Below are 25,489 nucleotides of genomic sequence, written 5' to 3'. Positions count from 1 at the left end.
GAGGACCCGAAGTGCGCTGCATCACTTAGGTAAACCTAATTTGACCTGCGGAAACGATCTTTGATCGATCAAATCGGTGGCGTCCTCGGACGGTGTCCGGAACACTCCGGAACCATGCCCACACCCCCTCCGACCGGCCCTCTTGTCACCCGGGACACTCTGGCCGCACAGCTGCGCGAGCTCGGTGTCCGGCCCGGCGAGATCCTTCTCGTCCACTCCTCGCTCAGCTCCCTCGGCTGGGTGAACGGCGGACCGGTCACCGTCGTCCGCGCGCTGCTCGACGCGCTCGGCCCGGACGGCACGCTGGTCGTCCCCACGCAGTCCGGCCACCTCTCCGATCCCGCGCTGTGGCAGGCGCCGCCGGTGCCCGAGGAGTGGTGGGCGGACATCCGGGCCACGATGCCCGCCTACGACCCGCTGACCACGCCCTCGCGCGGGGTCGGCGTGGTCCCGGAGACCGTGAGGACCTGGCCGGGGGCGCTGCGCAGCGCGCATCCGCAGACGTCGTTCGCCGCGGTGGGAGCCCGCGCGGCGGAGGTCGTCGCCGGACACGCGAGCGACTGCCGGCTCGGCGAGCTCAGCCCCCTGGCGACGCTGGAACGGCTCGCCGCGCGGGTTCTGCTGCTCGGCGCCGGATACGACAGCTGCACCAGCTTCCACCTCGCCGAATACCGCGTCCCGTCCCCGCGCGTGCGGGTGGGGCGCCCCGCGCCCGACGGCTGGGAGACGGTGACCGAGGTGTCGATCACCTCCGAGCGGTTCGACGAGCTCGGCCACGACTTCGAACGCGACCGTCCCGTCGTACGCGGCGGGGTCGGGGCGGCCGAGGCCCGGCTGTTTCCCGTGGCGGAGGCCGTGGCCTACGCCGAGCGGTGGCTGCCGGTGCACCGGCCCCGGGAGGGGGAGGTGGAGCACCCCGCGGTCTGAGGCCTCGGCCGCCTCCCTAAACTCGTGACCCATGCGAAGTGAGCCCGTGGTCCAGGTGCAGGCCCTGGTGAAGCGGTACGGCACGAAGACCGCGGTGAACGGCCTCGACCTGGTGGCCCGGCAGGGCGTGACCGCCGTGCTCGGACCCAACGGAGCGGGCAAGACGACCACGGTCGAGAGCTGCGAGGGGTACCGGCGGCCGGACTCCGGCACGGTGCGCGTCCTGGGCCTCGACCCGGTGGCACAGGCGGCGGAGCTGCGGCCCCGCCTGGGAGTGATGCTCCAGTCCGGCGGCGTCTACTCGGGCGCCCGGGCCGAGGAGATGCTGCGGCATGTGGCGAAGCTCCACGCCCATCCGCTGGACGTGGACGCGCTGATCGAGCGGCTGGGGCTCGGCTCCTGCGGCCGCACCTCGTACCGGCGGCTCTCCGGCGGCCAGCAGCAGCGGCTCGCCCTGGCCATGGCCGTGGTCGGCCGCCCGGAACTGGTCTTCCTCGACGAGCCGACGGCCGGCCTCGACCCGCAGGCCCGCCGCGCCACCTGGGACCTCGTACGCGATCTGCGCACCGACGGCGTGTCCGTCATCCTCACCACGCACTACATGGACGAGGCCGAACAACTCGCCGACGACGTGGCGATCATCGACGCCGGCCGCGTCATCGCCCAGGGCACCCCGGAGGAGCTGTGCAGGGGCGGCGCCGAGAACACCCTGCGCTTCTCCGGGCGCCCGGGACTGGACGTGCTCTCGCTGCTCAAGGCCCTGCCCTCCGACTCCACGGCCGCCGAGGTGGCCCCCGGCTCGTACCGGGTCGCCGGCAAGGTCGACCCGCAGCTGCTCGCCACGGTGACGTCCTGGTGCGCCCAGCACGGGGTGATGCCGGACCGGATCTCGGTGGAGCGGCACACCCTCGAGGACGTCTTCCTGGAACTGACGGGCAAGGAGTTGCGCGGATGACGGCGGCCCGGACGGAGACCGGCCGGGGGTCCGGGGGTCGTCCCCCGGGAAGACACAGCCTGGAACTGACGGGCAAGGAGTTGCGCGCGTGACCGCCACCGGTACCTATTCCCCCAAGCCGGGTGCGGCGCCCCTGGCCCGCATGATCGCCGCGCAGGCCGTGCTCGAGACGAAGATGCTGCTGCGCAACGGCGAGCAGCTGCTGCTGACGGTGATCATCCCCACGCTGCTGCTGGTGCTCTTCAGCACCGTGGACGTGGTGGACACCGGTGACGGCGAGGCGGTCGACTTCCTCGCCCCCGGCATCCTCGCGCTCGCCGTGATGTCGACGGCGTTCACCGGCCAGGCCATCGCGACCGGCTTCGAGCGCCGCTACGGCGTGCTGAAGCGGCTGGCCGCGTCGCCGCTGCCGCGCTGGGGCCTGATGACGGCGAAGACGCTGTCGGTGCTGGTCACCGAGGTCCTCCAGGTGCTCCTGGTGACAGTGATCGCCCTCGCGCTCGGCTGGTCCCCGCAGGGCAGCCCCGTCGCGGTGGTCCTGCTGCTGGTCCTGGGCACGGCCGCGTTCTCCGGGCTGGGCCTGCTGATGGCGGGCACGCTCAAGGCGGAGGCGACGCTCGCCGCCGCCAACCTGGTGTTCCTGTTGCTGCTCGTCGGCGGCGGGGTCGTCGTGCCGCTGGACGAATTCCCGGACGCGGCGCAGGACGTGCTCGGCCTGCTGCCGATCTCCGCGCTCTCCGAGGGCCTGCGGGACGTGCTCCAGCACGGGGCCGGGATGCCCTGGGGCAGCCTCGGGATCCTCGCCGTGTGGGCGGTCGCCGGCCTTGCGGCGGCCGGGAAGTTCTTCCGCTGGGAGTAGGCGGCGTGGCCGGGACGGACCCTCGTGAAAGCGTGCACAAGCGGCCGCATACGATGGGACGCGTGCCAAACGTGACCCGCGCCGACGCCCAGGCGGCCCTGCGCAACCCGCTCGCCTTCATCGCCGCACGCTGGACCCCGGACCCCCGGACGGTCCGGCGGGCGGCCCTCGCCGCGCTCGTCATGTCGGTGGTCATCGTGGTCACCGGCGGTGCCGTACGGCTGACCGGCTCCGGCCTCGGCTGCCCGACCTGGCCCAAGTGCACCGACGACTCGCTCACCACGACCAGCGAGATGGGCCTGCACGGCGTCATCGAGTTCGGCAACCGCCTGCTGACGTACGTGCTCTGCGCCGCGGTCGGCTGGGCGATCATCGCGGCCCGCTCGCAGAAGCCGTACCGGCGCAGTCTGACCCTGCTGGGCTGGGCGCAGTTCTGGGTCGTGATGGGCAACGCGATCCTCGGCGGCGTCGTGGTCCTCGTCGGCCTGAACCCGTACACGGTGGCGGCGCACTTCCTGCTGTCCTCGGCGCTGATCGCGGTCGCCACGGTGATGTGGCAGCGCACCCGCGAGGGCGACGCCGAGCCGCGGCCGCTGGTCGGCAAGGCCGTGCAGCAGCTGGTGTGGTTCCAGGTGACCGCCTCCGTGCTGCTGATCGCGGTCGGCACGGTGGTCACCGGTGCCGGCCCGCACGCGGGTGACTCCAGCGAGGTACCGCGGATGCCGCTGGACTGGGAGACGGTCAGCAAGCTGCACGCCGTGCTGGCGTGGATCGTGGTGACGCTGACGTTCGCCCTGTGGTTCGTCCTGAAGGCGGTCGACGCCCCCGCGGGCCCCCTGGCCCGCACCCGCGAACTCTTCCTGATCCTGCTCGCGCAGGGCGCCATCGGCTATGTGCAGTACTTCACCGACCTCCCCGAGGTGCTGGTGGGCCTGCACATGTTCGGCTCGTGCGTGATGTGGATCTGGGTGCTCCGGGTCCTGCTGTCGCTGCGCGAGCGCCCGGAGGAGACGGTGCCGGGGGCGGCTGCCGCGCCGGTCGCCCAGGAGCCGGCCACGAGCGCGTCGATCGCCGGTCCCCGATAGTCGCGGGTCGGCCGGGCCCGGCGTGGCGCCCACTTCCCGGCGGCCGGCCGTCGCGGGCGGCGCCCCGTGCAGGACCCGGCCGAAGGTGTGCGGCCCGATCCGGGTGACCGGCGTGACGGGGCGTTGAACAGCTGCTCGTGCGTCCGGGTAGGACGGCGGCGCCCGGCGCCCGCGGCGGTGTCCGGTGTGGCGTAGGTGCAGTGGAGCCGGTCGGCGAGCGGTGCCGAGGTGCGCGCCGCGGTCCCCTACGACGAGGTCGTCGGGAAGGCCGCGATCCCCGCCCTGTGCGCGGTGCTGATGGCGTGCGGCCGGACGCTGTGGCGGCACGGCCGGGTGCGCCGTCGCTCGGCCGGGCGTGCAGCGACGCCAGGTGCCACACCGTCCGCGCGCCGATCGGATGGTCCAGGACCGTGATCGGGTCAAGGTCGCTGCGGACCTCCACACGGTCGCCCGCTGTCAGTGAGCCGTGCGCCCGGACGGCGACGGGGGCCAGGGGCGCCAGGCCGTCGAGGAAGCGGGCGAGCACCCTGTCGGTCGGGATGCGCCCGGTCCTCACATCTCAGCCCAGCCCGTACACCCTGCCCGCGTTCCCGGCGGCGATCATGCCGGCCACCCGCTGGGCGTCGCCGCGCGACCACGCGCCCTCGGACACCCACGTGCCGAGCACCCGGCCGAGCGCCTCGCGGAACAGACGGGCGCCGACCACGTGCAGTTCGGGCAGACCGCGGGCGCCGCTGGAGAAGAGGATCTTGCCGAAGGGCGCGAGCTCCAGGATCTCCGCGAGGACGGTCGCCGCGCGGGCGCCGGTGCGGACCAGCGCGGCGCCGCAGTCGGCGTAGACGTGCGGGAAGACACCCGCGAGGTGGGCGGCGTGCCGGTGGTACGGGTAGCCGTGCAGCAGGACGAGGTCGGTGCCGAGCCCCGCGGTGGCCCGGACGAAGTCGGTCAGCAGCACAGGATCGGTGCGGTCGATGCGGGCGCCCGGCGCGCCGAGACCGGCGTGGAGCTGGAGGGGCAGGCCGGAGGCGACCGCGATCCAGAGCACGTGCCGCAGCAGCACCGGGTCGCTCAGCTCGTCCCCGGCCCGGCGCCCGGCCAGCCAGCGCCCCGCCGCTCCGCGGACCTCGCCGGGACCGGGTGGCTCGGGGGCGAGCGCCAGCCCGTGCCGTGGCCCGGCGACGGAGGTGAAGGCGATGGCATGGGCTGCGGCGCCGTGCACGGACTCGGCGAGGTTGGCGAGGAAGGACTCGACGGTGCCGGAGGTGTCGGCGACCTGTTCGGCGAGCTGTTCCAGACGGACGATCTCGTGGGCGTCGGCGCCTCCCGCCCGGCCGAGCTCGGTGGGGCCGGTGAGGTCCTCGGGCAGCCCGGTGTCGACGAGGTAGGCGGTGATGCCGCTGCCCCGCAGCAGCCTGCGCCCCGCCTCGATCATGCCCAGCTCACGGCGCCGGGCGAGATACCGGGCGGGCGGACAGTGCGGCTCCAGGCCGAGCAGGGGCGGGCACCAGCGGCGTACGGCGAACCCGGTCTGGGTGTCGAAGAGGGTGGTGCCGGGGGCAGGCGGTCCCTCGGTGCGGGCGAGCTGGGCCTCGAAGGTGCCGAGGCCCAGTTCCGTACGGAGCACTCCGTGGCAGTACTGGTCCACGAGTGAGGGCGTGTCGATCATCCGGGACTCCCCGTGACGGGACCGTGTGTCGGTGCTTCACAGGTCCTAACGGGTGAACCGGGGGTGAGGTGGCGCGGGAGCGGCCACGGGGTGCGGGGTGTCCAGCGGCCCCGCGCCCCCTGAGGGCGTCGCTCAGCCGCCCAACTGGATGCCGGCCATCCTCTTCCACTCGTACGGGCCCGTCCTCACCTTCGCCGCGAACTCGCCGTCGAAGTCCTCGTGGACGGTGATGCCCGCCTTCTCGACGGCCTTCTCGGCGATCTCCACCGACGGGGCGAACACGTCCCCCCAGTCGCCGTCCTCGCCGACGAGGACGATCCGGGCGCCGCGCTGCCCGAGGTACGCGATCTGGCCCTCGGCACCGCCGTGCGCCTTGGCGAAGCCGCCGATCTGCTTGGCGAGCCGGGCCGCCTTCTGCTCGGCCTTCGGGTCCACCTGCTGCGTGTCTGCCATGAACGGAATGCTACCGACGGGTAGATCAAACGGCGACGGGCGGGGTCCGTGGCCTTGACCACGTACCCCGCCCGGGCGGCGTGCCAGGAGCGGCTAACGCAGGAACGGGTCGACTGCGACCGCCACGAAGAGGAGGGACACGTAGGTGATGGACCAGTGGAACAGCCGCATCTCCTTGAGCTTGCCGCCCGTCGCCCCGGCCTTGGCGCGGTGCAGGAGGGCGTGCGCCTCCCACAGCCACCAGCCGCCCGACGCGAGGGCGACGGCCGTGTAGAACCAGCCGGTGTAGCCGAGCGGGGTGAGCAGCAGCGACACCGCGACCATGACCCAGCTGTAGGCCACGATCTGCTTGGCGACGACCTTGTTGGAGGCGATGACCGGCAGCATCGGCACGCCGACGCGCGCGTAGTCGTCCTTCACCTTCATCGACAGCGGCCAGTAGTGCGGCGGCGTCCAGAAGAAGATGACGAAGAAGAGGATGACCGGCGCCCACGCCATGGAGTCGGTGACCGCGGACCAGCCGATCAGCACCGGCATGCAGCCGGCGATGCCGCCCCACACGATGTTCTGCGATGTGCGCCGCTTGAGGATCATCGTGTAGACGACGACGTAGAAGAGGAGCGCGCCGAGGGCGAGCCAGGCGGACAGCCAGTTGACGGTGAGACCGAACAGCAGCGTCGAGACGACCGCCAGGGAGATGCCGAAGACGAGGCACTCGCGTGGGCTGACCATCCCGGTGACCAGGGGCCGCTGCGAGGTGCGGTCCATCAGCGCGTCGATGTCGCGGTCGATGTACATGTTCAGCGCGTTCGCACCGCCCGCGGACAGGTAGCCGCCGACGCAGGTCAGCAGCACCAGCGTCAGGTCGGGCACGCCCCGCTGCGCCAGGAACATCACCGGCACGGTGGTGATGAGCAGCAGTTCGATGATCCGCGGCTTGGTGAGCGCCACGAAGGCCATCACCCGGGCCCCGAACGGCCGATGGGCAGGGCTCTGACTGGTCCCCAGCACCCCGGCTGGACGGGATTCAACGGCCGTCACGTACACCCCTACAGAGACATCCCAGCAAGCCTCCACAGGTGAAGTGGCGGTAAAGGCTCGCGCGTACCACGCCACTCTAGACGTTGCCCAGACCCGGACATTCGCGGGGGTCCGCTCGTGTTGGAAGACGCCCTCCGAGGTGCGCCTCCGAGCTCGATTGAGCACCCGGATGAGCGGCTCCGTATTCATCTGCCGAATGCGGAAACTTCCCAGTCAGGAGGCGGATCGAAAGCAGTGCCCGCACTCTGGAACGACCCGGAAAAACGCACGTCCTACGGGGGTAGGCTCGACCTCGTCGGTGGGCAGCCACCGGCATCCGAATTCATGTGGAGAGGAGCCCTGACTCAGGGTGAGCACCAAGCCGACCACCACAGACCTCGAGTGGACCGAGTTGGACCAGCGGGCCGTCGACACCGCCCGCGTCCTGGCCGCCGATGCCGTACAGAAGGTCGGTAACGGCCATCCGGGTACGGCGATGAGCCTGGCGCCTGCCGCCTACACCCTCTTCCAGAAGGTGATGCGGCACGACCCGGCGGACGCCGACTGGGTAGGGCGCGACCGTTTCGTGCTGTCCGCCGGCCACTCGTCCCTGACCCTGTACACCCAGCTGTACCTGGCCGGTTTCGGCCTGGAGCTGGACGACCTGAAGTCCTTCCGCACCTGGGGCTCGAAGACGCCGGGTCACCCCGAGTACGGCCACACCACGGGCGTGGAGACCACGACCGGCCCGCTGGGCCAGGGTGTCGCCAACGCGGTGGGCATGGCGATGGCCGCCCGCTACGAGCGCGGTCTGTTCGACCCGGAGGCTCCCGCCGGTGAGTCCCCCTTCGACCACTTCGTCTACTGCATCGCCGGTGACGGCTGCCTCCAGGAGGGCATCTCCGCCGAGGCGTCCTCGCTGGCCGGGCACCAGAAGCTGGGCAACCTGGTGCTGCTGTGGGACGACAACCACATCTCCATCGAGGGCGACACGGAGACGGCCGTCTCCGAGGACGTGACCAAGCGGTACGAGGCGTACGGCTGGCATGTGCAGCGTGTCGCGCCGAAGCCGGACGGCGACCTGGACCCGAACGCGATCTACGACGCGATCCAGGAGGCGAAGAAGGTCACGGACCGGCCGTCCTTCATCGCCATGCGGTCGATCATCGCCTGGCCCGCCCCGAACGCGCAGAACACCGAGGCCGCGCACGGCTCGGCGCTCGGCGACGACGAGGTCGCGGCCACCAAGCGCGTGCTGGGCTTCGACCCGGAGCAGACGTTCGAGGTGACCGACGAGGTCATCGGTCACACCCGCAAGGCGCTGGAGCGGGGCCAGGCGGCCCGGGCGGTGTGGGAGAAGTCCTTCCAGCAGTGGCGGGACAACAACCCCGAGCGTGCCGCCGAGTACGACCGGATCGCCGCGGGTGAACTGCCGGGGGGCTGGCAGGACTCGATCCCGGTGTTCGAGCCGGGCAAGGGCGTCGCCACGCGCGCCGCCTCCGGCAAGGTGCTGCAGGCGCTCGGCGCGGTGATCCCGGAGCTGTGGGGCGGTTCGGCCGACCTCGCGGGGTCCAACAACACCACGATCGACAAGACGTCGTCGTTCCTCCCGGCGGACAACCCGCTGCCCGAGGCGGACCCGTACGGCCGCACGATCCACTTCGGCATCCGTGAGCACGCCATGGCCGCGGAGATGAACGGCATCGCGCTGCACGGCAACACCCGGATCTACGGCGGCACCTTCCTGGTGTTCTCCGACTACATGCGCAACGCGGTGCGGCTGTCGGCTCTGATGCACCTGCCGGTGACGTACGTGTGGACGCACGACTCCATCGGTCTGGGCGAGGACGGCCCGACGCACCAGCCGGTCGAGCACCTGGCCTCGCTGCGCGCCATCCCCGGCCTCAACGTGGTCCGTCCGGCGGACGCCAACGAGACCGCGACCGTCTGGCGGGAGATCCTCACCCGCTGGACGAAGGAGTTCGGCAAGGGCACCCCGCACGGTCTGGCGCTGACCCGCCAGGGCGTGCCGACGTACGAGCCGAACGAGGACGCGGCCAAGGGCGGCTACGTCCTGTTCGACGCCGAGGGCGGTGAGCCGGAGGTCGTCCTGATCGCGACCGGTTCCGAGGTGCACGTCGCCGTCGAGGCGCGCGAGCGGCTCCAGGCCGACGGCGTGCCCACGCGCGTGGTGTCCATGCCGTCCGTGGAGTGGTTCGAGGAGCAGGACCAGGGGTACCGGGACAGCGTCCTGCCGCCCTCCGTGAAGGCACGCGTGGCCGTCGAGGCGGGGATCGGCCTCACCTGGCACAAGTACGTGGGGGACGCCGGCCGCATCGTGTCCCTGGAGCACTTCGGGGCCTCCGCCGACGGCAAGGTGCTGTTCAAGGAGTTCGGCTTCACCGCCGAGAACGTGGCGGCCGTCGCCCGGGAATCGATCGCCGCAGCCCAGCGCTGACGCCCATATACGACACGTAGGAGATGTAATTTCCATGACGGACGCACTCAAGCGCCTTTCCGACGAAGGCGTCGCGATCTGGCTGGACGACCTGTCGCGCAAGCGGATCACGTCCGGCAACCTCGCCGAGCTGATGGACCAGCAGCATGTCGTGGGCGTCACCACCAACCCGACGATCTTCCAGAAGGCGATCTCCGAGGGCGACGGCTACGACACGCAGCTGACCGACCTCGCCGCCCGCAAGGTCACCGTCGAAGAGGCCATCCGCATGATCACCACGGCGGACGTCCGCGACGCCGCCGACATCATGCGCCCGGTCTTCGACGCCACCGACGGCCGGGACGGCCGGGTCTCGATCGAGGTCGACCCGCGGCTGGCGCACAACACGCGCGCCACGGTCGCCGAGGCCAAGCAGCTGGCCTGGCTGGTGGACCGCCCCAACACCCTCATCAAGATCCCGGCCACCGAGGCGGGTATCCCGGCCATCGCCGAGACCATCGGCCTGGGCATCAGCGTCAACGTCACGCTGATCTTCTCCCTGGAGCGCTACCGCAAGGTCATGGACGCGTTCCTGACCGGCCTGGAGAAGGCCAGGGAACGCGGCCTGGACCTGTCGAAGATCCACTCCGTGGCGTCCTTCTTCGTGTCCCGCGTGGACACCGAGATCGACAAGCGGATCGACGCGCTGGGCACCGACGAGGCCAAGGCGCTGCGCGGCAAGGCCGCCGTCGCCAACGCGCGTCTGGCGTACCAGGCGTACGAGGAGGTCTTCTCGACCGACCGCTGGAGCGCGCTGGAGCGCGAGGGCGCCAACAAGCAGCGTCCGCTGTGGGCGTCGACCGGTGTGAAGGACAAGGCGTACAAGGCCACCATGTACGTCGACGAGCTGGTGGCGCCGAACACGGTGAACACCATGCCGGAGGCGACGCTGTTCGCCACCGAGGAGCAGGGCGACATCCGGGGCAACACCGTCTCCGGCACCTACGAGCAGGCCCGCGCCGACCTGGACGCGCTCGAGGCGCTCGGCATCTCGTACGACGAGGTGGTGCAGCTTCTGGAGGACGAGGGCGTCGACAAGTTCGAGGCGTCCTGGAACGACCTGCTGAAGTCGACCGAGGCGGAGCTGCAGCGCCTCGCCCCGTCGGAGGGCTGAAACCTTGTCGAGCAGCAACCCGCTGCGTGACCCTGCGGACCGACGGCTCCCGCGTATCGCGGGGCCGTCGGGCCTGGTCATCTTCGGCGTCACGGGCGACCTGTCACGCAAGAAGCTGATGCCGGCCGTGTACGACCTGGCCAACCGGGGGCTGCTGCCGCCGGGCTTCTCCCTGGTGGGCTTCGCCCGCCGGGAGTGGGCGAACGAGGACTTCGCCCAGGAGGTGCACGACGCGGTCAAGGAGCACGCCCGGACCCCGTTCCGCGAGGAGGTCTGGCAGCAGCTCATCCAGGGCATGCGCTTCGTGCAGGGCACCTTCGACGACGACGAGTCCTTCGAGCGGCTGCGCGGCACGATCGAGGAGCTGGACAAGGCCCAGGGCACGGGCGGCAACTTCGCGTTCTATCTGTCCGTGCCGCCGCGTTCCTTCCCGGTGGTCATCCAGCAGCTGAAGAAGCACGGTCTGGCCGACCAGACGGGCGGCTCCTGGCGGCGCGCGGTCATCGAGAAGCCGTTCGGCCACGACCTGAAGTCGGCCGAGGAGCTCAACGCGATCGTCCATGAGGTGTTCGCCCCGGACCAGGTGTTCCGGATCGACCACTACCTGGGCAAGGAGACCGTCCAGAACATCCTGGCGCTGCGCTTCGCCAACACGATGTTCGAGCCGATCTGGAACCGCTCGTTCGTCGACCATGTGCAGATCACCATGGCCGAGGACATCGGCATCGGCGGCCGGGCCGGCTACTACGACGGCATCGGCGCCGCCCGCGACGTCATCCAGAACCACCTGCTCCAACTCCTGGCTCTGACCGCGATGGAGGAGCCCGCCTCCTTCGACGCGGACGCGCTGGCCGCGGAGAAGACCAAGGTGCTCGGTGCCGTCCGGCTGCCGAAGGACCTGGGCCGGGACACCGTGCGCGGGCAGTACGCGGCCGGCTGGCAGGGCGGCGCGAAGGCGGTCGGGTATCTGGAGGAGGAGGGCATCGACCCCTCCTCGAAGACCGACACCTACGCGGCGATCAGGCTGGGCATCGACAACCGCCGCTGGGCGGGTGTCCCCTTCTATCTGCGCACCGGCAAGCGGCTCGGCCGCCGGGTCACCGAGATCGCGGTGGTCTTCCAGCGGGCACCCCACTCCCCCTTCGACACGACGGCCACCGAGGAACTGGGCTCCAACGCGATCGTCATCCGCGTCCAGCCCGACGAGGGCGTCACCGTCCGCTTCGGCTCCAAGGTGCCGGGCACCTCGATGGAGATCCGGGACGTGTCGATGGACTTCGCCTACGGCGAGTCCTTCACCGAGTCCAGCCCGGAGGCGTACGAGCGGCTGATCCTGGACGTCCTCCTGGGCGACTCCAACCTCTTCCCGCGCACGGAGGAGGTCGAGCTGTCCTGGAAGATCCTCGACCCGATCGAGGAGTACTGGGACACCAACGGCAGGCCGGCCCAGTACCCGGCCGGCACGTGGGGACCCGTCGAGGCGGACGAAATGCTCGAGCGAGACGGACGGAGCTGGCGCCGGCCATGAAAACAGACCTCACGGACACCACGGCCAGCAAGATCAACAAGGCGTTGGTCAAGGGCCGGCGTGCCATCGGCACCCCCGCCGTCGGCATGGTGCTCACGCTGGTCATCGTGACGGACGAGGAGAACGCCTACGACGCGCTGAAGGCGGCGAGCGACGCCTCGCGCGAGCACCCCTCGCGCACGCTCGTGGTCATCAAGCGTGTCTCCCGCTCCCCGCGGGACCGCACCCAGTCGCGCCTGGACGCCGAGGTCCGGGTCGGCGCGGACGCCGGAACCGGCGAGACGGTGGTGCTCCGCCTCTACGGCGAGGTCGTCGACCACGCCCAGTCGGTGGTGCTGCCGCTGCTGCTGCCGGACGCCCCGGTGGTGGTGTGGTGGCCGGTCAACGCACCGCTGGACCCGGCGAACGACCCGCTGGGCGCGCTGGCCCAGCGCCGGGTGACCGACACCTACGCCTGCGAGCAGCCGGTGAAGGAGCTCGCCGCCCGCGCGGACGCCTACACCCCCGGTGACACGGACCTGTCGTGGACCCGCATCACGCCCTGGCGTTCGATGCTGGCGGCGGCGCTGGACCAGGTCGCCTGCGAGGTGCAGGGCGTGGAGGTGGAGGGCGAGGAGTTCAACCCGAGCTGTGAACTGCTGGCGATGTGGCTCGCGGACCGGCTGGACGTCCCCGTCAAGCGCTCGTGCTCCGGCGGCCCGGGACTCACCGCGGTCCGCATGGACACCGACTGCGGCCCGATCGTCCTGGACCGCGCCGACGGCTCACTGGCGACGCTGTCCATCCAGGGCCAGCCCAAGCGGGCGGTGGCGCTCAAGCGCCGTGACACGGCGGAGCTGATCGCGGAGGAGCTGCGCCGTCTGGACCCGGACGACACCTACGCCTCGGCCCTGCGCTACGGCGTGGAACGCCTGAAGTCCCCGGACGGCTCCGGCCCGCCGGCCAAAGGAGAACGGGAAGCTGTCCCCGCGCCCGTCGAGTCGGCTGCGAAAGCTCCCGCGGACCGGGCGACGGCGCAGGCGCCGGTGAAGAAGGCGGCGGCGAAGTGACCACGGCACCGCAGCTGGTCGTGCACCGGGACAAGGAGCTGATGGCGCAGGCCGCGGCGGCCCGTCTGATCACCAGGATCGTGGACGCACAGGCCTCCCGGGGTGCGGCGTCCGTGGTTCTGACCGGCGGCCGCAACGGCAACGGTCTGCTGGCCGCGCTGGCCGCGGCCCCGGCCCGGGACGCGATCGACTGGTCCCGGCTGGACCTGTGGTGGGGCGACGAACGGTTCCTGCCCGAGGGCGACCCGGACCGCAATGTCACCCAGGCCCGTGAGGCACTGCTCGACGCGGTGCCGCTGGACCCGAAGCGCGTGCACGCCATGCCCGCGTCGGACGGCCCGCACGGCACGGACGTGGACGCGGCGGCGGCCGCCTACGCGGAGGAACTGGCCGCGGCGGCGGCCCCGGAGAACCACGGCCCCGTCCCGGCCTTCGACGTGCTGCTGCTGGGCGTCGGCCCGGACACGCACGTGGCCTCCCTCTTCCCGGAGCTCCCCGCGGTCCGGGAGACGGAACGCACGGTGGTGGGCGTCCACGGCGCCCCCAAACCCCCGCCGACGAGGGTCACCCTGACCCTCCCCGCGATTCGTGCGGCCCGGGAGGTCTGGCTCCTGGCGGCAGGCGAGGACAAGGCGGAAGCGGCAGCCATCGCCCTCTCGGGCGCGGGCGAGATCCAGGCCCCCGCAGCAGGCGCCCAGGGCCGCGCCCGCACCCTGTGGCTCCTGGACAGACCGGCGGCGTCCCAGCTGCCACGGTCCCTCTACCCACCGGCGTCACCATAGACAGCCCGTCCGGGGGTCCCCCCCTGGGGGAGCTTGAGGACGAGGCCGTTCAGGCCGAAAAGCGGGGTCCGGGGGCGCAGCCCCCGGGGGACGGGAAGGGGGCGGCGGGGGCGAAAAAGGCCCCCACCGCCCCACCCACCCGCACCCCCTACTTCACGGACCCCGCCATAACCCCTTGCACGAAGTGCCGCTGGAACGCGAAGAACACGACCACCGGCACCACCAGCGACACGAACGCCCCCGGCGCGAGCACGTCGATGTTGCTCCCGAACTGCCGGATCTGCGACTGCAGTTGCACCGTCAGAGGCTGCGAGGAACTGTCCGCGAACAACAGCGCGACCAGCATGTCGTTCCACACCCACAGGAACTGGAAGATCGCGAGGCTGGCGATCGCCGGCCGCCCCACCGGCAGCACCAGCCGGGTGAAGATCCGCCACTCGCTCCCGCCGTCCATCCGCGCCGCCTCCAGCATCTCCTTCGGCATCTCGGCGAAGTAGTTGCGCAGCAGGAACACCGCGAACGGCAGCCCGTAGGCCACATGGAACAGCACGACACCCGGAATCGTCCCGAACAGCCCCAGTTGCCCGAAGAGTTTGGCGACCGGCAGCAGCCCGATCTGCACGGGCACGACCAGCAGCGCGACGACGAGCAGGAAGATGGGCTCGCGCCCCGGGAAGTCCAGCCAGGCGAAGGCGTATCCGGCGAGCGCGGCGACGACCACGACCAGCACGGTCGTCGGCACGGAGATCAGCACGGTGTTCCAGAACGCCTGGGTGATGCCCGAGTTCTCCAGCAGCGCCGAATAGTTGTCGAAGGACAGCTGTCCCGGGCTGGTGAACACGGTCCACCACCCGCCCTTGGCCGTGTCCTCGGCGGACCGCAGCGAGGACAGGAACAGACCGGCCAGCGGGGTCAGCCACACCAGGCCGATCACCACCAGGAAGGCCTGCACCACCGCGTTGCCCAGACCGCGCCGGATGACGTTCATCGCTGACTCCTCTTGAAGCGACGGACGTTGAACACCATGGCGGGGATGACCAGGAGCAGGAGCAGCACACCGAGCGCGCTTCCGAGGCCCTGGTTGTTGCCGCCGCCGAACGACACCAGCCACATCTGTGTCGCCAGCACGGTCGCGTCCTCCTGCACCGGTCCCGGCGCGATGATGTACACCAGGTCGAAAACCTTCATGACGTTGATGACCAGGGTCACGAAGACGACGGTGAGCACGGGGGCGAGCAGCGGAACGGTGATGCGGCGGAAGATCTGCCATTCGTTGGCACCGTCCATACGCGCTGCCTCCAGCGCGTCGCGCGGCAGGGCCGCGAGGCCCGCGCCGATGAGCACCATCGCGAAACCGGTCCATATCCACAGGTACGCTCCGATGATCGCCGGCGTGACGAGCGCCGGGCCGAGCCAGGAGATGCCCTCGTAGGGTGGCGCGAAGTTCGCGGACGGGAGCTTCATCGCGTAGGAGCCGCTGTCCAGTCCGGTGAAGCTGAAGGAGCCGTCCGCCCCGGTGGTCGTCTCGGCGACGGTCTTCCCGTCGCGCACCGCTTCCACCGTCATCCCGGGCAGTCCGCTCTCCTCGGGGTCGACCACGCCCGGCTTCCCTCCCCCGCCGGGGGTGAAGTCGAGGTACACCACGCCGCGCACCTCGTCGGAGCCGGCCGCGTCCGCTGCCGCCGGGGCGGCGGGCCGGGCGTCGCCCGGCAGGTCCTTGGGGGCGACCCCGACCAGCCCGAGCGTCGCCGTGCCGCCGGGTGAGACGTCCGCGCCGGTGGCGTACGAGCCGTCCTCCTGCTTGGTCAGGCCCTCGCCTTCGCGGGCGCGGGCGGACGGGTAGGAGGAGGTGCCCTTGAAGGCGTCGTGGACCGAGACGACGGCGGCGTTGAGCACGCCCTTGTCCGGATCCTGGTCGTAGGCGAGCCGGAAGATGATGCCGGCGGCGAGGAAGGAGACCGCCATCGGCATGAACAGCAGCAGCTTGAAGGCGGTGGCCCAGCGGACCTTCTCCACCAGGACGGCCAGGACCAGGCCGAGTCCGGTCAGGAGAGTGGGCGCCACGACGACCCAGATGGCCGTGTTCCGGACGGCCTTGAGGTTGGTCGGATCGCGGAACATCTCGGCGTAGTTCTCCCCGCCGACGAACTCGTTGCCGGAGGCGTCGAAGAAGCTGCGGCCGATGGAGAACAGCACCGGGTACACCACCAGCGCGCCCAGCAGGAGCAACGCGGGGAACACGAACAGCAGGGCGATGACCTGCCCCCGGCGGCGCAGGCGTCGGCCGCGCGCGCCGCCGGGAGGCACAGGTGCCGGAGGGCTCGCCTCTTTCACCATGGTGGCGGTCATGGCCGTCAGTTCCCGTAGGCCTTGGCCGCGGCCTTCTCGAGCTCGGCCGCGGTCTTCGCCGGGTCGGCCGGGTCGCGCAGGAAGTCCTGGAGGATCTTCCACTCGCCGGCGCCCTTGGTGCCGCCGAAGGCGGCCGGTGCCTGGTCGGACATGTCGAAGCGGACGGAGTCGCCGGCGGCGATCAGGGACTCGGCGGTGGCGCGGGTGACGTCGTCGCCGTAGGAGGAGGGGTCGAGCTTCTTGTTCGGGGAGAGGAAGCCGCCCGCCTCGGCCCATACGGCGGCGGCCTCGGGAGTCGCCAGGTACTCCAGCAGGGCCATGCCGGCCTTGCTGTTCTTGCCGTCCTTGAGGACGACGGCCGCGTCGCCGCCGCTGACCACGGGTGCCTTGCCGTCACCGACCGGCGGGAAGGGGAAGAAGTTCGCGTCGGTGCCGATCTTCTTGCCGAACTGGTCCTTGGCGACGCCCGCGACGAAGTCGCCCTCGTAGACCATGGCGGCCTCGGCCTCGGGGCCGAAGACCTTCTCGACGGAGCCGGGGAAGTCGGTGTTGAGGGCTTCCTTCTGGCCGCCGGCGATGAGCTGCTTGTCCTTGAAGAGCTTGCCGAGGGTGGTGAGCGCCTCGACCACCGTCGGGTCGGTCCACTCGATCTCGTGGGCGGCGAGGGCGTCGTACTTCTCGGGCCCGGCCTGGGAGAGGTAGACGTTCTCGAACCAGTCGGTGAGGGTCCAGCCGTCCTGTCCGGCGACGGAGAAGGCGGCGAGTCCGGAGTCGGAGATGGTCCGCCCGTCCTTCAGCATGGCGTCGTAGGTCTTCGGCGGGGTGACGCCGGCCTGTTCGAGGGCGGCGGGGCTGTACCAGACGGTGGACTTGTGGGCGGCCTTGAAGTAGAGGCCGTACAGGGTGCCGTCGACGCTGCCGTAGTTCTGCCACACCTCGGCGAAGTTGGCGCCCACGGTGGTCTGCACCTTCTGGTCCAGTGGCTTCAGCCAGCCCTTGTCGGCGAACTGCTTGAGCACGCCGACCTGCGGGACCATGACGACGTCGGGGGCGTTGCCGCCCTCGATCTTGCTGCCGACGACGGTGGAGACGTTGTCGCCGGTGGAGACGAACTGGGTCTTGGCGCCGGTCTTCTCGGTGAAGGCGTCGAGCACCTTCTGGAAGTTCTTCTGCTCGCTGCCGGACCAGACACCGGCCACGGTGACGGTCTGTCCGTCGAGCGACTTGTCGCCGCCGCCGGCCGAGACGGGGTCGCCGCCGCCGCAGGCGGTCGCGCCGAGCGCGAGGACGAGGGCGGTGCATCCGGTGAGCAGGGTGGTACGTCGTCGCATCATCATCGATGTCCCTTCGGGGGTGCGGGAGGTGACCGGAGGTGCTTCTCAGGAGCCGTCGATCCACCAGGCGGCGGTGGAGCCGGGGAGCACTCCGGGCGGGCAGGGACCGCTGGCGAGCAGCGGGGTGCCGGCGACCGGAGCGGGTACGGGGGTGGTGCCGAAGTTGACGGCGCAGACCAGGTCGTCGCCGCGGGTGAAGGCGAGGACTCCGGGCTGGGTGTCCAGCCAGCGCAGCGTGCCCTCGCCCAGCTGGTGCAGCGCGGCGCGCAGTTGCAGGCCGTCGCGGTACAGGTGCCAGGAGGAGCGGGTGTCGGCGAGGGCGCGGTGGGTGGCGTACTCGGCGAAGTACTCGGGCTGCGGCAGCCACGGTTTGGCACTCTCGGCGCCGGAGGTGAAGCCGAACGGGGAGGCCTGTCCCGACCAGGGCAGCGGCACCCTGCAGCCGTCCCTGATGCGGGCGCGGCTGCCGGTGCGGCGGAATATCGGGTCGGTGAGCACGTCGTCCGGCAGGTCGACGACCTCGGGCAGCCCCAGTTCCTCGCCCTGGTAGATGTACGCGGCGCCGGGGAGGGCGAGCATGAGCAGGGCGGCGGCGCGGGCGCGGGCGGCGCCGATGCCACTGCCGTCGGCGGGTTCGCCGTAGCGGGTGACGGTGCGGACCTGGTCGTGGTTGTTGAGGACCCAGGTGACGGTCGAGCCGGTGCCGGCGATGTCCTCCATGGCCTCGGAGATGACCTTGCGGAAGGCGTCGGCATCCCACTGGGCGCCGAGCAGGTCGAAGAAGAAGGCCTGGTGGAGCTCGTCGGGGCGGACGTACCGGGCGTGCTCGCGGGCGGTGGGGACGGAGACCTCGCCGACCAGGAGGCGTTCGCGGCCGTCGCGGGCGGTGTACTCCTCGCACACGGCGCGCCAGTGGCGCCACACGTCGTGGACCTCGGGCTGGTTCCAGGCGAGTGGGTTGACCGAGTCGCGGGTGCGGGCGTCGGCCTCCGGGTCCGGGGAGTCGGGCAGTTCGGGGTGCTTGAACAGGCCGGCCGCGACGTCGATGCGGAAGCCGTCGACACCCCGGTCCAGCCAGAAGCGGAGGGTGCGCTCGAACTCGGCGGCGACCTCGGGGTCGCGCCAGTTCCAGTCCGGCTGCTCGGGCGTGAACATGTGCAGGTACCACTGGCCGGGGCGGCCGTCCGGCTCGGTGACGCGGGTCCAGGCGGGGCCGCCGAACATGGCGTGCCAGTTGTTGGGCGGCTCCGTGCCCTCCGGTCCGCGGCCGTCGGCGAAGTGGAAGCGGGCGCGTTCGGGGCTGCCGGGGGCGGCGGCGAGGGCCTCGCGGAACCACGGGTGCTCGTTGGAGCAGTGGTTCGGGACGATGTCCAGCAGCACCCTGATGCCGAGCCGGCGGGCGGCGGTCACCAGCAGGTCGAATTCCGCGAGGTCGCCGAAGACCGGGTCGACGTCGCGGTAGTCGGCCACGTCGTAGCCGTGGTCGTGCTGCGGCGAGGGGTAGAAGGGGCTCAGCCAGATCCCGTCCACGCCGAGCTTCTTCAGGTACGGCAGTCCCGCCCTGACCCCTGCGAGATCGCCGATGCCGTCACCGGTGCTGTCCAGAAAGCTGCGGACGTACACCTGGTAGATCACCGCGTCACGCCACCAGTGGTGCCTGTTCACCCCATTGACCTGTCTGTGAGGAGCGCTGTTCGTTATGCATACATGTTAGGTAGGGGTGTCGAGAGGGTGTCAATGAACTTACGCAAGCTACCGCGCGGTTGGGGAGATCAGACCAGGGCAAACATGCCCGTATCGGGCACATTCGAGACGTCCGCGTTACCTAACACGTAACTAGGAAGCCCGGGGAGAGAGGTCAGCGGGAGGAGACCGCGGCGAGCTCGCCCGCCAGCCGGCGCACCGCGGCCTCGGGCGTCTCCCGCCCGGTCATCGCGTCGTGCACCACCGCCTGCACCACCAGACTCACCTGGTCGTAGTGCGGGCTCTTGGGGCGCGGAGCGGCGGCCCGCACACTCTCGCGCAGGGTCGGCAGATACGGGAACCGCCGGACCAGTTCGGGATCGTCGTACAGATCCGCCCGTACGGGCGGCAGCGCGCCGCGCGTGAGCACCTGGCGCTGGACGCGCTCGCTGGTGAGGTAGGCGATCAGGCGCGCGGCGGAGTCGGGGTGCCGGGCGTGGCTGCCGACGGCCAGGTTGGAGCCGCCGAGGACGCTGGTGCCCGGGCCGTCCGGCCCGGGCAGCGGTACGGCGCCGACCTTGCCGGCGACCTCGGAGCCCGGGGCGGAGGCGGCGACGTAGGCGTAGGGCCAGTTCCGCAGGAAGAGCAGTCGGCCGTCCTGGAAGGCCCGTTTGGACTCCTCCTCCTTGTACGTCAGCGCCTCCTTCGGGATCCAGCCCTCGCGGACCCCGCGGGCGAGGAAACCGATGCCCTCCCGGGCCGCCCGGGAGTTCACGGTGACGCGCTGGCCCTCGTCGCCGAGGATGGTGCCGCCCGCCGAGTAGACGGCCTCGGCCGCGTTCACGGTCAGCCCCTCGTAGGGCAGGAACTGGCCCGCGTAGCCGTCGAGACCGTGCTCGGGGGCCAGGGTCTTCGCGGCCCGCTCCAGCTCGGCCCAGGTGCGCGGCGGCGGGACGCCCGCTTCGGCGAGGACGTCCTTGCGGTACAGCAGCAGCCCGGCGTTGGTGACGTACGGGACGGCGAAGAGCCGGTCGTCGTAGGTCGCCGTGTGCACGACCGGCGGGAGGAAGGTGTCGAGCGGGAAGCGGTCGCGGGGCAGGGGACGGATCCAGCCCGCGGCGGCGAACTCCGAGGTCCAGCTGACGTCGATGTTGAGCACGTCGAACCGGCCGCGTTCGCCGCCGCGCAGATCGGTGATCATCTGCGCGCGCGTCTCGTCGGCCGAGTCCGGCAGCTCGACGAGGGTGACCTCCTCGCCGGGATGAGTGCGGTTCCAGCCGTCCAGCACGGAACCGAGGTAGCCGGTGAGGTCGCCGGCGGTGGCCAGGGTCAGGGGGCCGCGACCGTCCGCGTCGGCCTGGTCGGCCCGCGCTCCGGAGGCGACATGACCGGTCAGGACGACGATCAGGACGAGAAGGGCCCTACCCGCGGCATGCATCCACCGCATAGGTTCCTCCCTGTACACCGGCACCCGGGCACCCTTGCCGGGGTCAGAGGCCATGTATACCCGTTAGGTATGGGCGATACTAGGTCCTGCGGCACATTACCCAGGATGCGCGAGGAGGAGAGCTCGAGTGCGGCTGCCCCTCCTGGCCCTGCTCGCCCGCGGCCCTGCCCACGGCTATGAGCTCAAGCAGGACCTTGAGCAACTGCTGGGCTCCGCGTACCCTCAGCCGAACGTCGGCCAGATCTACGTCACCCTCGGCCGCCTCGAGAAGACCGGACTGATCGAGGGCGAGGACGTCGAGCAGTCGAGCCGGCCCAACAAGAAGGTCTACCACCTCACCGACGCCGGGCGGGAGGCGCTGCGCGCCTGGTTCGAGGAGACGGCGGACGAGCCGCGGGTGCGGGACGAGTTCTTCATGAAACTGGCCCTGGCCCCGCAGACCGGTCTCGCCGACCAGATCGCCCTGATCAACAGGCAGCGGCGCCAGTACCTGAACACCATGCGGCAGCTGTCGAAGCTGGCCACCGCCGAGGACCGGGACAACCGCATCTCCCAACTGCTGATCGAGGGCGCGATGCTGCATCTGCAGGCCGACCTCGACTGGCTGGAACGGTGCCAGGAAGAGCTGGAGGAGCTGGAGTGAGTGAGAGCACCGCTCCCGTGCTGCGCGCCGAGGGCCTGGTCAAGACGCACCACGGCGAGGGCGCCCCGGCGCATGCCGTGCGCGGCGTCGACCTGAGGGTGACGGCGGGCGAGTTCGTGGCGATCACCGGTCCGTCCGGTGCGGGGAAGTCGACCCTGCTGCATCTGCTCGGCGGGCTCCAGCGGCCCGACGCGGGCAGCATCTGGCTGGACGGCGAGTGCACCGACGGCTACAGCGAGGCCCGCTGGGCGGTCGAGCGCCGCAGGCGCATCGGCATCGTCTTCCAGTTCTTCAACCTGGTCTCCGATCTGTCGGTCGCCGACAACGTGGAGCTGCCCGCCCTGCTCGCCGGAGTGCCGCCGAAGAAGGCCCGCGCCGGGCGGGAGGAGCTCCTGGCCGAGCTGGGTCTCGAGGGCAAGGAGCGCAGCATGCCGGGTGAGCTGTCCGGCGGTGAGCAGCAGCGGGTCGCGCTGGCCCGGGCGCTGGTCAACCATCCCCCGCTGCTGCTGGCCGACGAGCCCGCGGGCAGCCTGGACAGCAAGGGCACCCGCGAGGTGATGCGGCTGCTGTCCCGCTTCCATCGGCGGGGGCAGACCATCCTGCTGGTCACGCACGACGCACGGCTGGCGAGCGCCGCGGACCGGGTGATCAGCTTCTTCGACGGCCGGATCGCCGACGACGCCGAACTCGACGGCGGTACGCCGCCGCGCAGGACCGGCATATCGGGCGTGCTGGAGCTCAAGGACTGACATGCGCCTCCACGACCGACCCGCGAGGGGCTGAGGCCCGTGCGAGCGACCCTGCGCTGGGCGCACTCCGACCTGCGGACGCACCGCGGCGAGGCACTGTTCCTGGTCCTCGCCACCGCGGGCATCGTCGCGTCCCTGCTGCTGGCCACGGCCCTGTTCGGGTACGCCACCAACCCCTGGCAGCGCGTGTTCACCCAGGGCCGTGGCGCGCACGTCACGCTGCACACCACCGCCGCCGCCGACGCCGGCAGGCTGGCCGGCCTGGACGGCGTGGACTCCGTGGCCGGCCCCTACCCGACGGCCTCGGTCACCGTCGCCTCGCAGGGCGGCCGTGCCTCGGTGGAGCTGCGCGGCACCTCCGGCCGGCCCGACGTGGGCCGCCCGCTGATCACGTCCGGGCACTGGCTGGACCCGGCCACCCCCGACGGGGTGGTCCTGGAGAGCCGCCTTGCGCGGGCGCTGCTCACGGCCCCCGGTGACACGCTCACCGTGCCCGGCACGGCGCGGGAGCTGACCGTGGTGGGCGTCGCCGACAGCGCCGAGCCGCGCTACCGGCCGGGTGAGCGGGCGGGCCTGGTCTGGGCGCTGCCCTCGGCCGTGACGGACCCGGGCGGCCAGGTGGTGGGGCTGCGGCTGACCGACCCCGGCGACACCGGGTACGCCGTGCAGCGGGCGGTGACCGAGCTGGGCGCCGGGGCGATCGGCGAGGTCGCCACCTGGCAGCAGGCGCGGGCCGAGGCGCAGGGCGACAACCGGCTGCTCGGCCAGGTGCTGGGCCTGTTCGGCCTGGGCGCGCTGGTCGCCGCCGGTCTCGCCGTGCACGGGGCGATCGCCACCCGGATCCGGGGACATCTGCGGGACATCTCCGTCCTCAAGGCGATCGGCTTCACACCCGGCCAGGTCGTCCGTGTCTTCCTGATCCAGCACCTGGTCTACGCCCTGCTCGGTGCCGTGGCCGCCGCCGCGCTCACCGAGGCGCTGGGCAGCGCCGTGCCGGGGCGGCTCGGGGACGCGGTCGGCGTGTGGCAGGGACTGCCCGGGCACACCGTGGCGCTGTTCGTGGTGCCGGTGGGGGCGGTGCTGTTCATCGGCGCGACCACCGGGCTGGCCGCCTGGCGGGCGGGGCGGATCCCACCGGTGCCGGTGCCGCGCTCCGCGGCGCCCCCGGCAGGGCGGCTGACCGGCGTGGCCCGGCGGGCGCTGGGCGCGCGGGTGCCCCCGGCGCTGGTCCTGGGCTGGCACAAGGCGTTCACGCGCCGGCCGCGTTCGCTGGGCGCGGTGGGCAGGCTGGCCCTGCCGCTGCTGCTGATCCTGGTGGCGCTGAGCGCGTGGACCACCATCGACCGCTTCCACAGCAGCCCCGAACGGATGGGCATGCCCACGGCGCTCGGAGTGCGTGCCGACGCCTCGCTGGGCGACCGGGAGACCCGCGCCCTGCTGGAGGGCGATCCGCAGGTCGCCGCCGCCTACCCGGGTGTGGAGGTGGCCGCCCTGGTCCCGGGCCAGACCGCCACCATCGCCCTGCGGGGACTCGGCACCGCCCAGGAGCCGTACCCGTTCACGCTGGCCGAGGGGCGCGCCGCGCGCGGGCCGGACGAGGCGGTGGCCGGGCAGGGGCTGCTCGACCTGCTGCACGTCGAGGTCGGCGACTGGGTGCGGATGACGGTCGGCGACCAGCCGCAGATCCTGCACATCGTCGGCCGCAGCATCGAGCCGGAGAACGCCGGCCGGGTCATCTCCACCTCGCTCGACACCCTCCGCGCCAACGACCCGGACCTGCGGCCGAGTGTCCACCAGCTCCGGCTGGACCCCGGTGCCGACCCGGACGCGGTCGCCGCCCGGCTGGACGCGGCGGGCCGCGGCCACCTGGACGTGCACACCGTGGCCAACCCGGCCGACGGGCTGTCCCCGCTGCGCGCGGTCGTCCTCGGCCTGATCGCGGTCCTCGCGCTGATCGGGCTGATCGAACTGCTGACGGCGATCGGCGGCACGGTCCGTGAGGGCGAGCGCGATCTGCTGGCGCTCAAGGCCGTCGGTCTGACCCCCCGGCAGATCACCGCCGTCACGGTCACCGCCACGGCCGCTACGGCTCTGGCGGCCGTGCTCCTCGCCACGGCCTTGGGGCTGCCGCTGGCACACTGGCTGATCGACGCCCAGGGAAGATCGAGCGGCATCGGCGCGGGGATCGCCCAGCTGCCCTCCCCCGCGCTGCTCGTGCCGCTCGGCGCGGCGGCGGTGCTGGGGGCCGCGGGCCTGGCCGCCCTCCCGGCGGCGCGAGCGGCCCGGCGGCGCCTCGCGGACACGCTGAGCGCGGTGGCCTGATTTTTTCGCCCCCTCCTCACACGCCGGAGGGGCTGATTTCAGCCCCTCCGGCGTGTGAGGAGCGGGGTCTGGGGCGGAGCCCCAGTGTCGGGAAGGGACGGGGCGGCGGGGGCGAAAACACACCTGACGCGACGGCGTCAGCTGCCCCCACCACGGACGTACGGGTTCCCCTGGGACGGTACGTGGGGCGGCACGAGCGGCGGCATCGGCGGCAGGCGCGCCGGGTGCGTGCCCAGCCGGATGCCGTAGCGCCGCTTGAGCCGTCCCGTCTCCAGAAGGGCGATCGCCGTGACGGTGACGGGTGCGCCCAGGATGAAGACGATGCCCATGGTGAGGCTGAGCCCGTGCAGATCGCCGGTGACGAGGTCGGGGATCGCCATGAGCCAGCTGGTCACCGTGGCGAGCAGCGCCGGCAGACAGCGGTGCACGGCCGCCGTGCCGAAGAAGTTGCCGGAGACCCGTACGGCCCCGTGGGCGACGAAGACGAGCATCCACAGCATCGTGAAGCCGACGCCGATGATCACCAGGGGGTCGCCGGAGGCGTTCGTCGTCTGCACCAGCAGCACCAGCGCGACCACGCAGCCGATGAACAGCAGCAGTAGTTTCAGGGAGTTGAGGAGCGACACGCGCAGCTGGCGCACGGTGCCGGTGCGCCGCCAGACGAAGAGCATCACGCCGACGGTCATCGGGGTGAGGAACAGCAGCACCGCGGAGGCCGTCAGCGCGTTCTCCAGCAGCTCCGTGATGTCGAAGCCGCCCTCCAGGACGGTGTAGACGCCGACGGACGCGACCGCCCCGGCGATGACCCGGATTCGCTTGAGCCGCTCGACGGTCGGATCGAGCGACGGCGGGATCCACGCGGGGTGGAACACCGCCTTCGCCACGTGACGCGGTTTCAGAAAGGACCGGGCCGTGAGTGTGCCGCCGGTCCAACTTCCGGGCGTACGTGCCACCTTGTGCTCCCCCGAGCGATCGCCGTGATGATCGCCGGGGAGTCTACGACAGGCGGACGGCGTCCCGCCGCCCG

The 25,489-nt window shown here is 71.6% G+C and carries 21 protein-coding genes and 2 pseudogenes; 13 read left to right on the top strand and 10 right to left on the bottom strand.

Annotation, left to right across the window (positions count from 1 at the left end):
* Positions 1–114 precede the first annotated feature (114 nt).
* The 5 genes and pseudogenes from ACZ44S_RS16600 to ACZ44S_RS16580 all read left to right on the top strand — a co-directional run.
* Positions 115–927, top strand: a complete 813-nt coding sequence (locus ACZ44S_RS16600) for an AAC(3) family N-acetyltransferase (protein ID WP_466929405.1) — start codon at positions 115–117, stop codon at positions 925–927.
* A gap of 31 nt (positions 928–958) precedes the next feature.
* A complete protein-coding gene (locus tag ACZ44S_RS16595; protein ID WP_466929403.1) occupies positions 959–1,882 on the top strand; it encodes an ABC transporter ATP-binding protein in 924 nt (307 codons plus the stop codon).
* Between the two features lie 88 nt (positions 1,883–1,970).
* Positions 1,971–2,741 (top strand): ABC transporter permease, encoded by a 771-nt coding sequence (locus ACZ44S_RS16590; RefSeq protein WP_466929401.1) that lies wholly within the window; start codon positions 1,971–1,973, stop codon positions 2,739–2,741.
* 53 nt (positions 2,742–2,794) lie between these two features.
* Positions 2,795–3,826, top strand: coding sequence for a COX15/CtaA family protein (locus ACZ44S_RS16585; protein WP_466929399.1), 1,032 nt, complete (start codon positions 2,795–2,797; stop codon positions 3,824–3,826).
* A gap of 216 nt (positions 3,827–4,042) precedes the next feature.
* A pseudogene (locus tag ACZ44S_RS16580) lies at positions 4,043–4,174 on the top strand (M56 family peptidase); the annotation flags it as partial.
* A 4-nt stretch (positions 4,175–4,178) separates the two neighbouring features.
* On the opposite strand, the pseudogene ACZ44S_RS16575 reads toward ACZ44S_RS16580, so the two are convergent.
* From ACZ44S_RS16575 to ACZ44S_RS16560, 4 genes and pseudogenes are all read right to left on the bottom strand, one after another.
* Positions 4,179–4,328 (bottom strand): annotated as a pseudogene (locus tag ACZ44S_RS16575) (nucleotidyltransferase); the annotation flags it as partial.
* A 57-nt stretch (positions 4,329–4,385) separates the two neighbouring features.
* On the bottom strand, positions 4,386–5,492 hold the full coding sequence (locus ACZ44S_RS16570) for an amidohydrolase family protein (RefSeq protein ID WP_466929397.1): 1,107 nt from the start codon (positions 5,490–5,492) through the stop codon (positions 4,386–4,388).
* Between the two features lie 132 nt (positions 5,493–5,624).
* Positions 5,625–5,945, bottom strand: a complete 321-nt coding sequence (locus tag ACZ44S_RS16565; RefSeq protein ID WP_190161893.1) for a hypothetical protein — start codon at positions 5,943–5,945, stop codon at positions 5,625–5,627.
* 93 nt (positions 5,946–6,038) lie between these two features.
* Complete coding sequence (locus ACZ44S_RS16560; RefSeq protein WP_466929394.1) at positions 6,039–6,992, bottom strand: heme o synthase; 954 nt, start codon at positions 6,990–6,992, stop codon at positions 6,039–6,041.
* A gap of 343 nt (positions 6,993–7,335) precedes the next feature.
* Between ACZ44S_RS16560 and tkt the strand changes: the two genes are divergently transcribed.
* From tkt to pgl, 5 genes are read left to right on the top strand one after another with little or no spacing between them, the layout of a single operon-like run.
* Positions 7,336–9,423 carry a transketolase gene (gene tkt, locus ACZ44S_RS16555; protein ID WP_466929392.1) on the top strand — a complete coding sequence of 696 codons (2,088 nt, stop codon included), beginning with the start codon at positions 7,336–7,338 and terminating at the stop codon, positions 9,421–9,423.
* A gap of 34 nt (positions 9,424–9,457) precedes the next feature.
* Positions 9,458–10,576: a transaldolase gene (tal, locus tag ACZ44S_RS16550; protein ID WP_466929389.1), complete on the top strand. Its 1,119-nt coding sequence runs from the start codon at positions 9,458–9,460 to the stop codon at positions 10,574–10,576.
* Positions 10,577–10,580: 4 nt separating this feature from the next.
* The gene (gene zwf / locus ACZ44S_RS16545; RefSeq protein ID WP_466929386.1) at positions 10,581–12,104 is read left to right on the top strand and encodes a glucose-6-phosphate dehydrogenase; all 1,524 of its coding nucleotides are present in this window, start codon (positions 10,581–10,583) and stop codon (positions 12,102–12,104) included.
* Positions 12,101–13,153 carry a glucose-6-phosphate dehydrogenase assembly protein OpcA gene (gene opcA / locus ACZ44S_RS16540; RefSeq protein ID WP_466929383.1) on the top strand — a complete coding sequence of 351 codons (1,053 nt, stop codon included), beginning with the start codon at positions 12,101–12,103 and terminating at the stop codon, positions 13,151–13,153. The genes zwf and opcA overlap by 4 nt, the downstream gene beginning before the upstream one ends.
* Positions 13,150–13,935: a 6-phosphogluconolactonase gene (gene pgl, locus ACZ44S_RS16535; RefSeq protein WP_466929381.1), complete on the top strand. Its 786-nt coding sequence runs from the start codon at positions 13,150–13,152 to the stop codon at positions 13,933–13,935. Before opcA ends, pgl begins: the two co-directional genes overlap by 4 nt.
* 148 nt (positions 13,936–14,083) lie before the next feature.
* Here the strand turns inward: pgl and ACZ44S_RS16530 are convergent, their stop codons facing one another.
* The 5 genes from ACZ44S_RS16530 to ACZ44S_RS16510 all read right to left on the bottom strand — a co-directional run bounded on the left by ACZ44S_RS16530 (position 14,084) and on the right by ACZ44S_RS16510 (position 20,748).
* Complete coding sequence (locus ACZ44S_RS16530) at positions 14,084–14,923, bottom strand: carbohydrate ABC transporter permease (protein ID WP_466929378.1); 840 nt, start codon at positions 14,921–14,923, stop codon at positions 14,084–14,086.
* Positions 14,920–16,284 (bottom strand): ABC transporter permease, encoded by a 1,365-nt coding sequence (locus tag ACZ44S_RS16525; RefSeq protein ID WP_466929376.1) that lies wholly within the window; start codon positions 16,282–16,284, stop codon positions 14,920–14,922. The genes ACZ44S_RS16530 and ACZ44S_RS16525 overlap by 4 nt, the downstream gene beginning before the upstream one ends.
* Positions 16,285–16,289: 5 nt before the next feature.
* Positions 16,290–17,618, bottom strand: a complete 1,329-nt coding sequence (locus tag ACZ44S_RS16520) for an ABC transporter substrate-binding protein (protein ID WP_466929720.1) — start codon at positions 17,616–17,618, stop codon at positions 16,290–16,292.
* A 45-nt stretch (positions 17,619–17,663) separates the two neighbouring features.
* Entirely contained in the window at positions 17,664–19,283 is a 1,620-nt protein-coding gene (locus ACZ44S_RS16515) for a glycoside hydrolase family 13 protein (protein WP_466929374.1), read from the bottom strand.
* 193 nt (positions 19,284–19,476) lie between these two features.
* The gene (locus ACZ44S_RS16510; RefSeq protein ID WP_466929371.1) at positions 19,477–20,748 is read right to left on the bottom strand and encodes an ABC transporter substrate-binding protein; all 1,272 of its coding nucleotides are present in this window, start codon (positions 20,746–20,748) and stop codon (positions 19,477–19,479) included.
* A 127-nt stretch (positions 20,749–20,875) separates the two neighbouring features.
* Here ACZ44S_RS16510 and ACZ44S_RS16505 point away from each other — a divergent pair, with 127 nt between their 5' ends.
* The 3 genes from ACZ44S_RS16505 to ACZ44S_RS16495 are packed head-to-tail and all read left to right on the top strand — an operon-like array spanning position 20,876 to position 24,462.
* Positions 20,876–21,391 (top strand): PadR family transcriptional regulator, encoded by a 516-nt coding sequence (locus ACZ44S_RS16505; protein ID WP_466929369.1) that lies wholly within the window; start codon positions 20,876–20,878, stop codon positions 21,389–21,391.
* Positions 21,388–22,140, top strand: a complete 753-nt coding sequence (locus tag ACZ44S_RS16500; protein ID WP_466929366.1) for an ABC transporter ATP-binding protein — start codon at positions 21,388–21,390, stop codon at positions 22,138–22,140. The genes ACZ44S_RS16505 and ACZ44S_RS16500 overlap by 4 nt, the downstream gene beginning before the upstream one ends.
* A 39-nt stretch (positions 22,141–22,179) precedes the next feature.
* A complete protein-coding gene (locus tag ACZ44S_RS16495) occupies positions 22,180–24,462 on the top strand; it encodes an FtsX-like permease family protein (protein ID WP_466929364.1) in 2,283 nt (760 codons plus the stop codon).
* A 137-nt stretch (positions 24,463–24,599) separates the two neighbouring features.
* Here the strand turns inward: ACZ44S_RS16495 and ACZ44S_RS16490 are convergent, their stop codons facing one another.
* On the bottom strand, positions 24,600–25,415 hold the full coding sequence (locus tag ACZ44S_RS16490; protein ID WP_466929361.1) for a hypothetical protein: 816 nt from the start codon (positions 25,413–25,415) through the stop codon (positions 24,600–24,602).
* Positions 25,416–25,489 lie beyond the last annotated feature (74 nt).

It is taken from the genome of Streptomyces malachitofuscus, assembly GCF_055571035.1.
The sequence above is the reverse complement of the archived record's forward strand: the minus strand, read 5'-3'. Positions and strand labels throughout refer to the sequence as shown.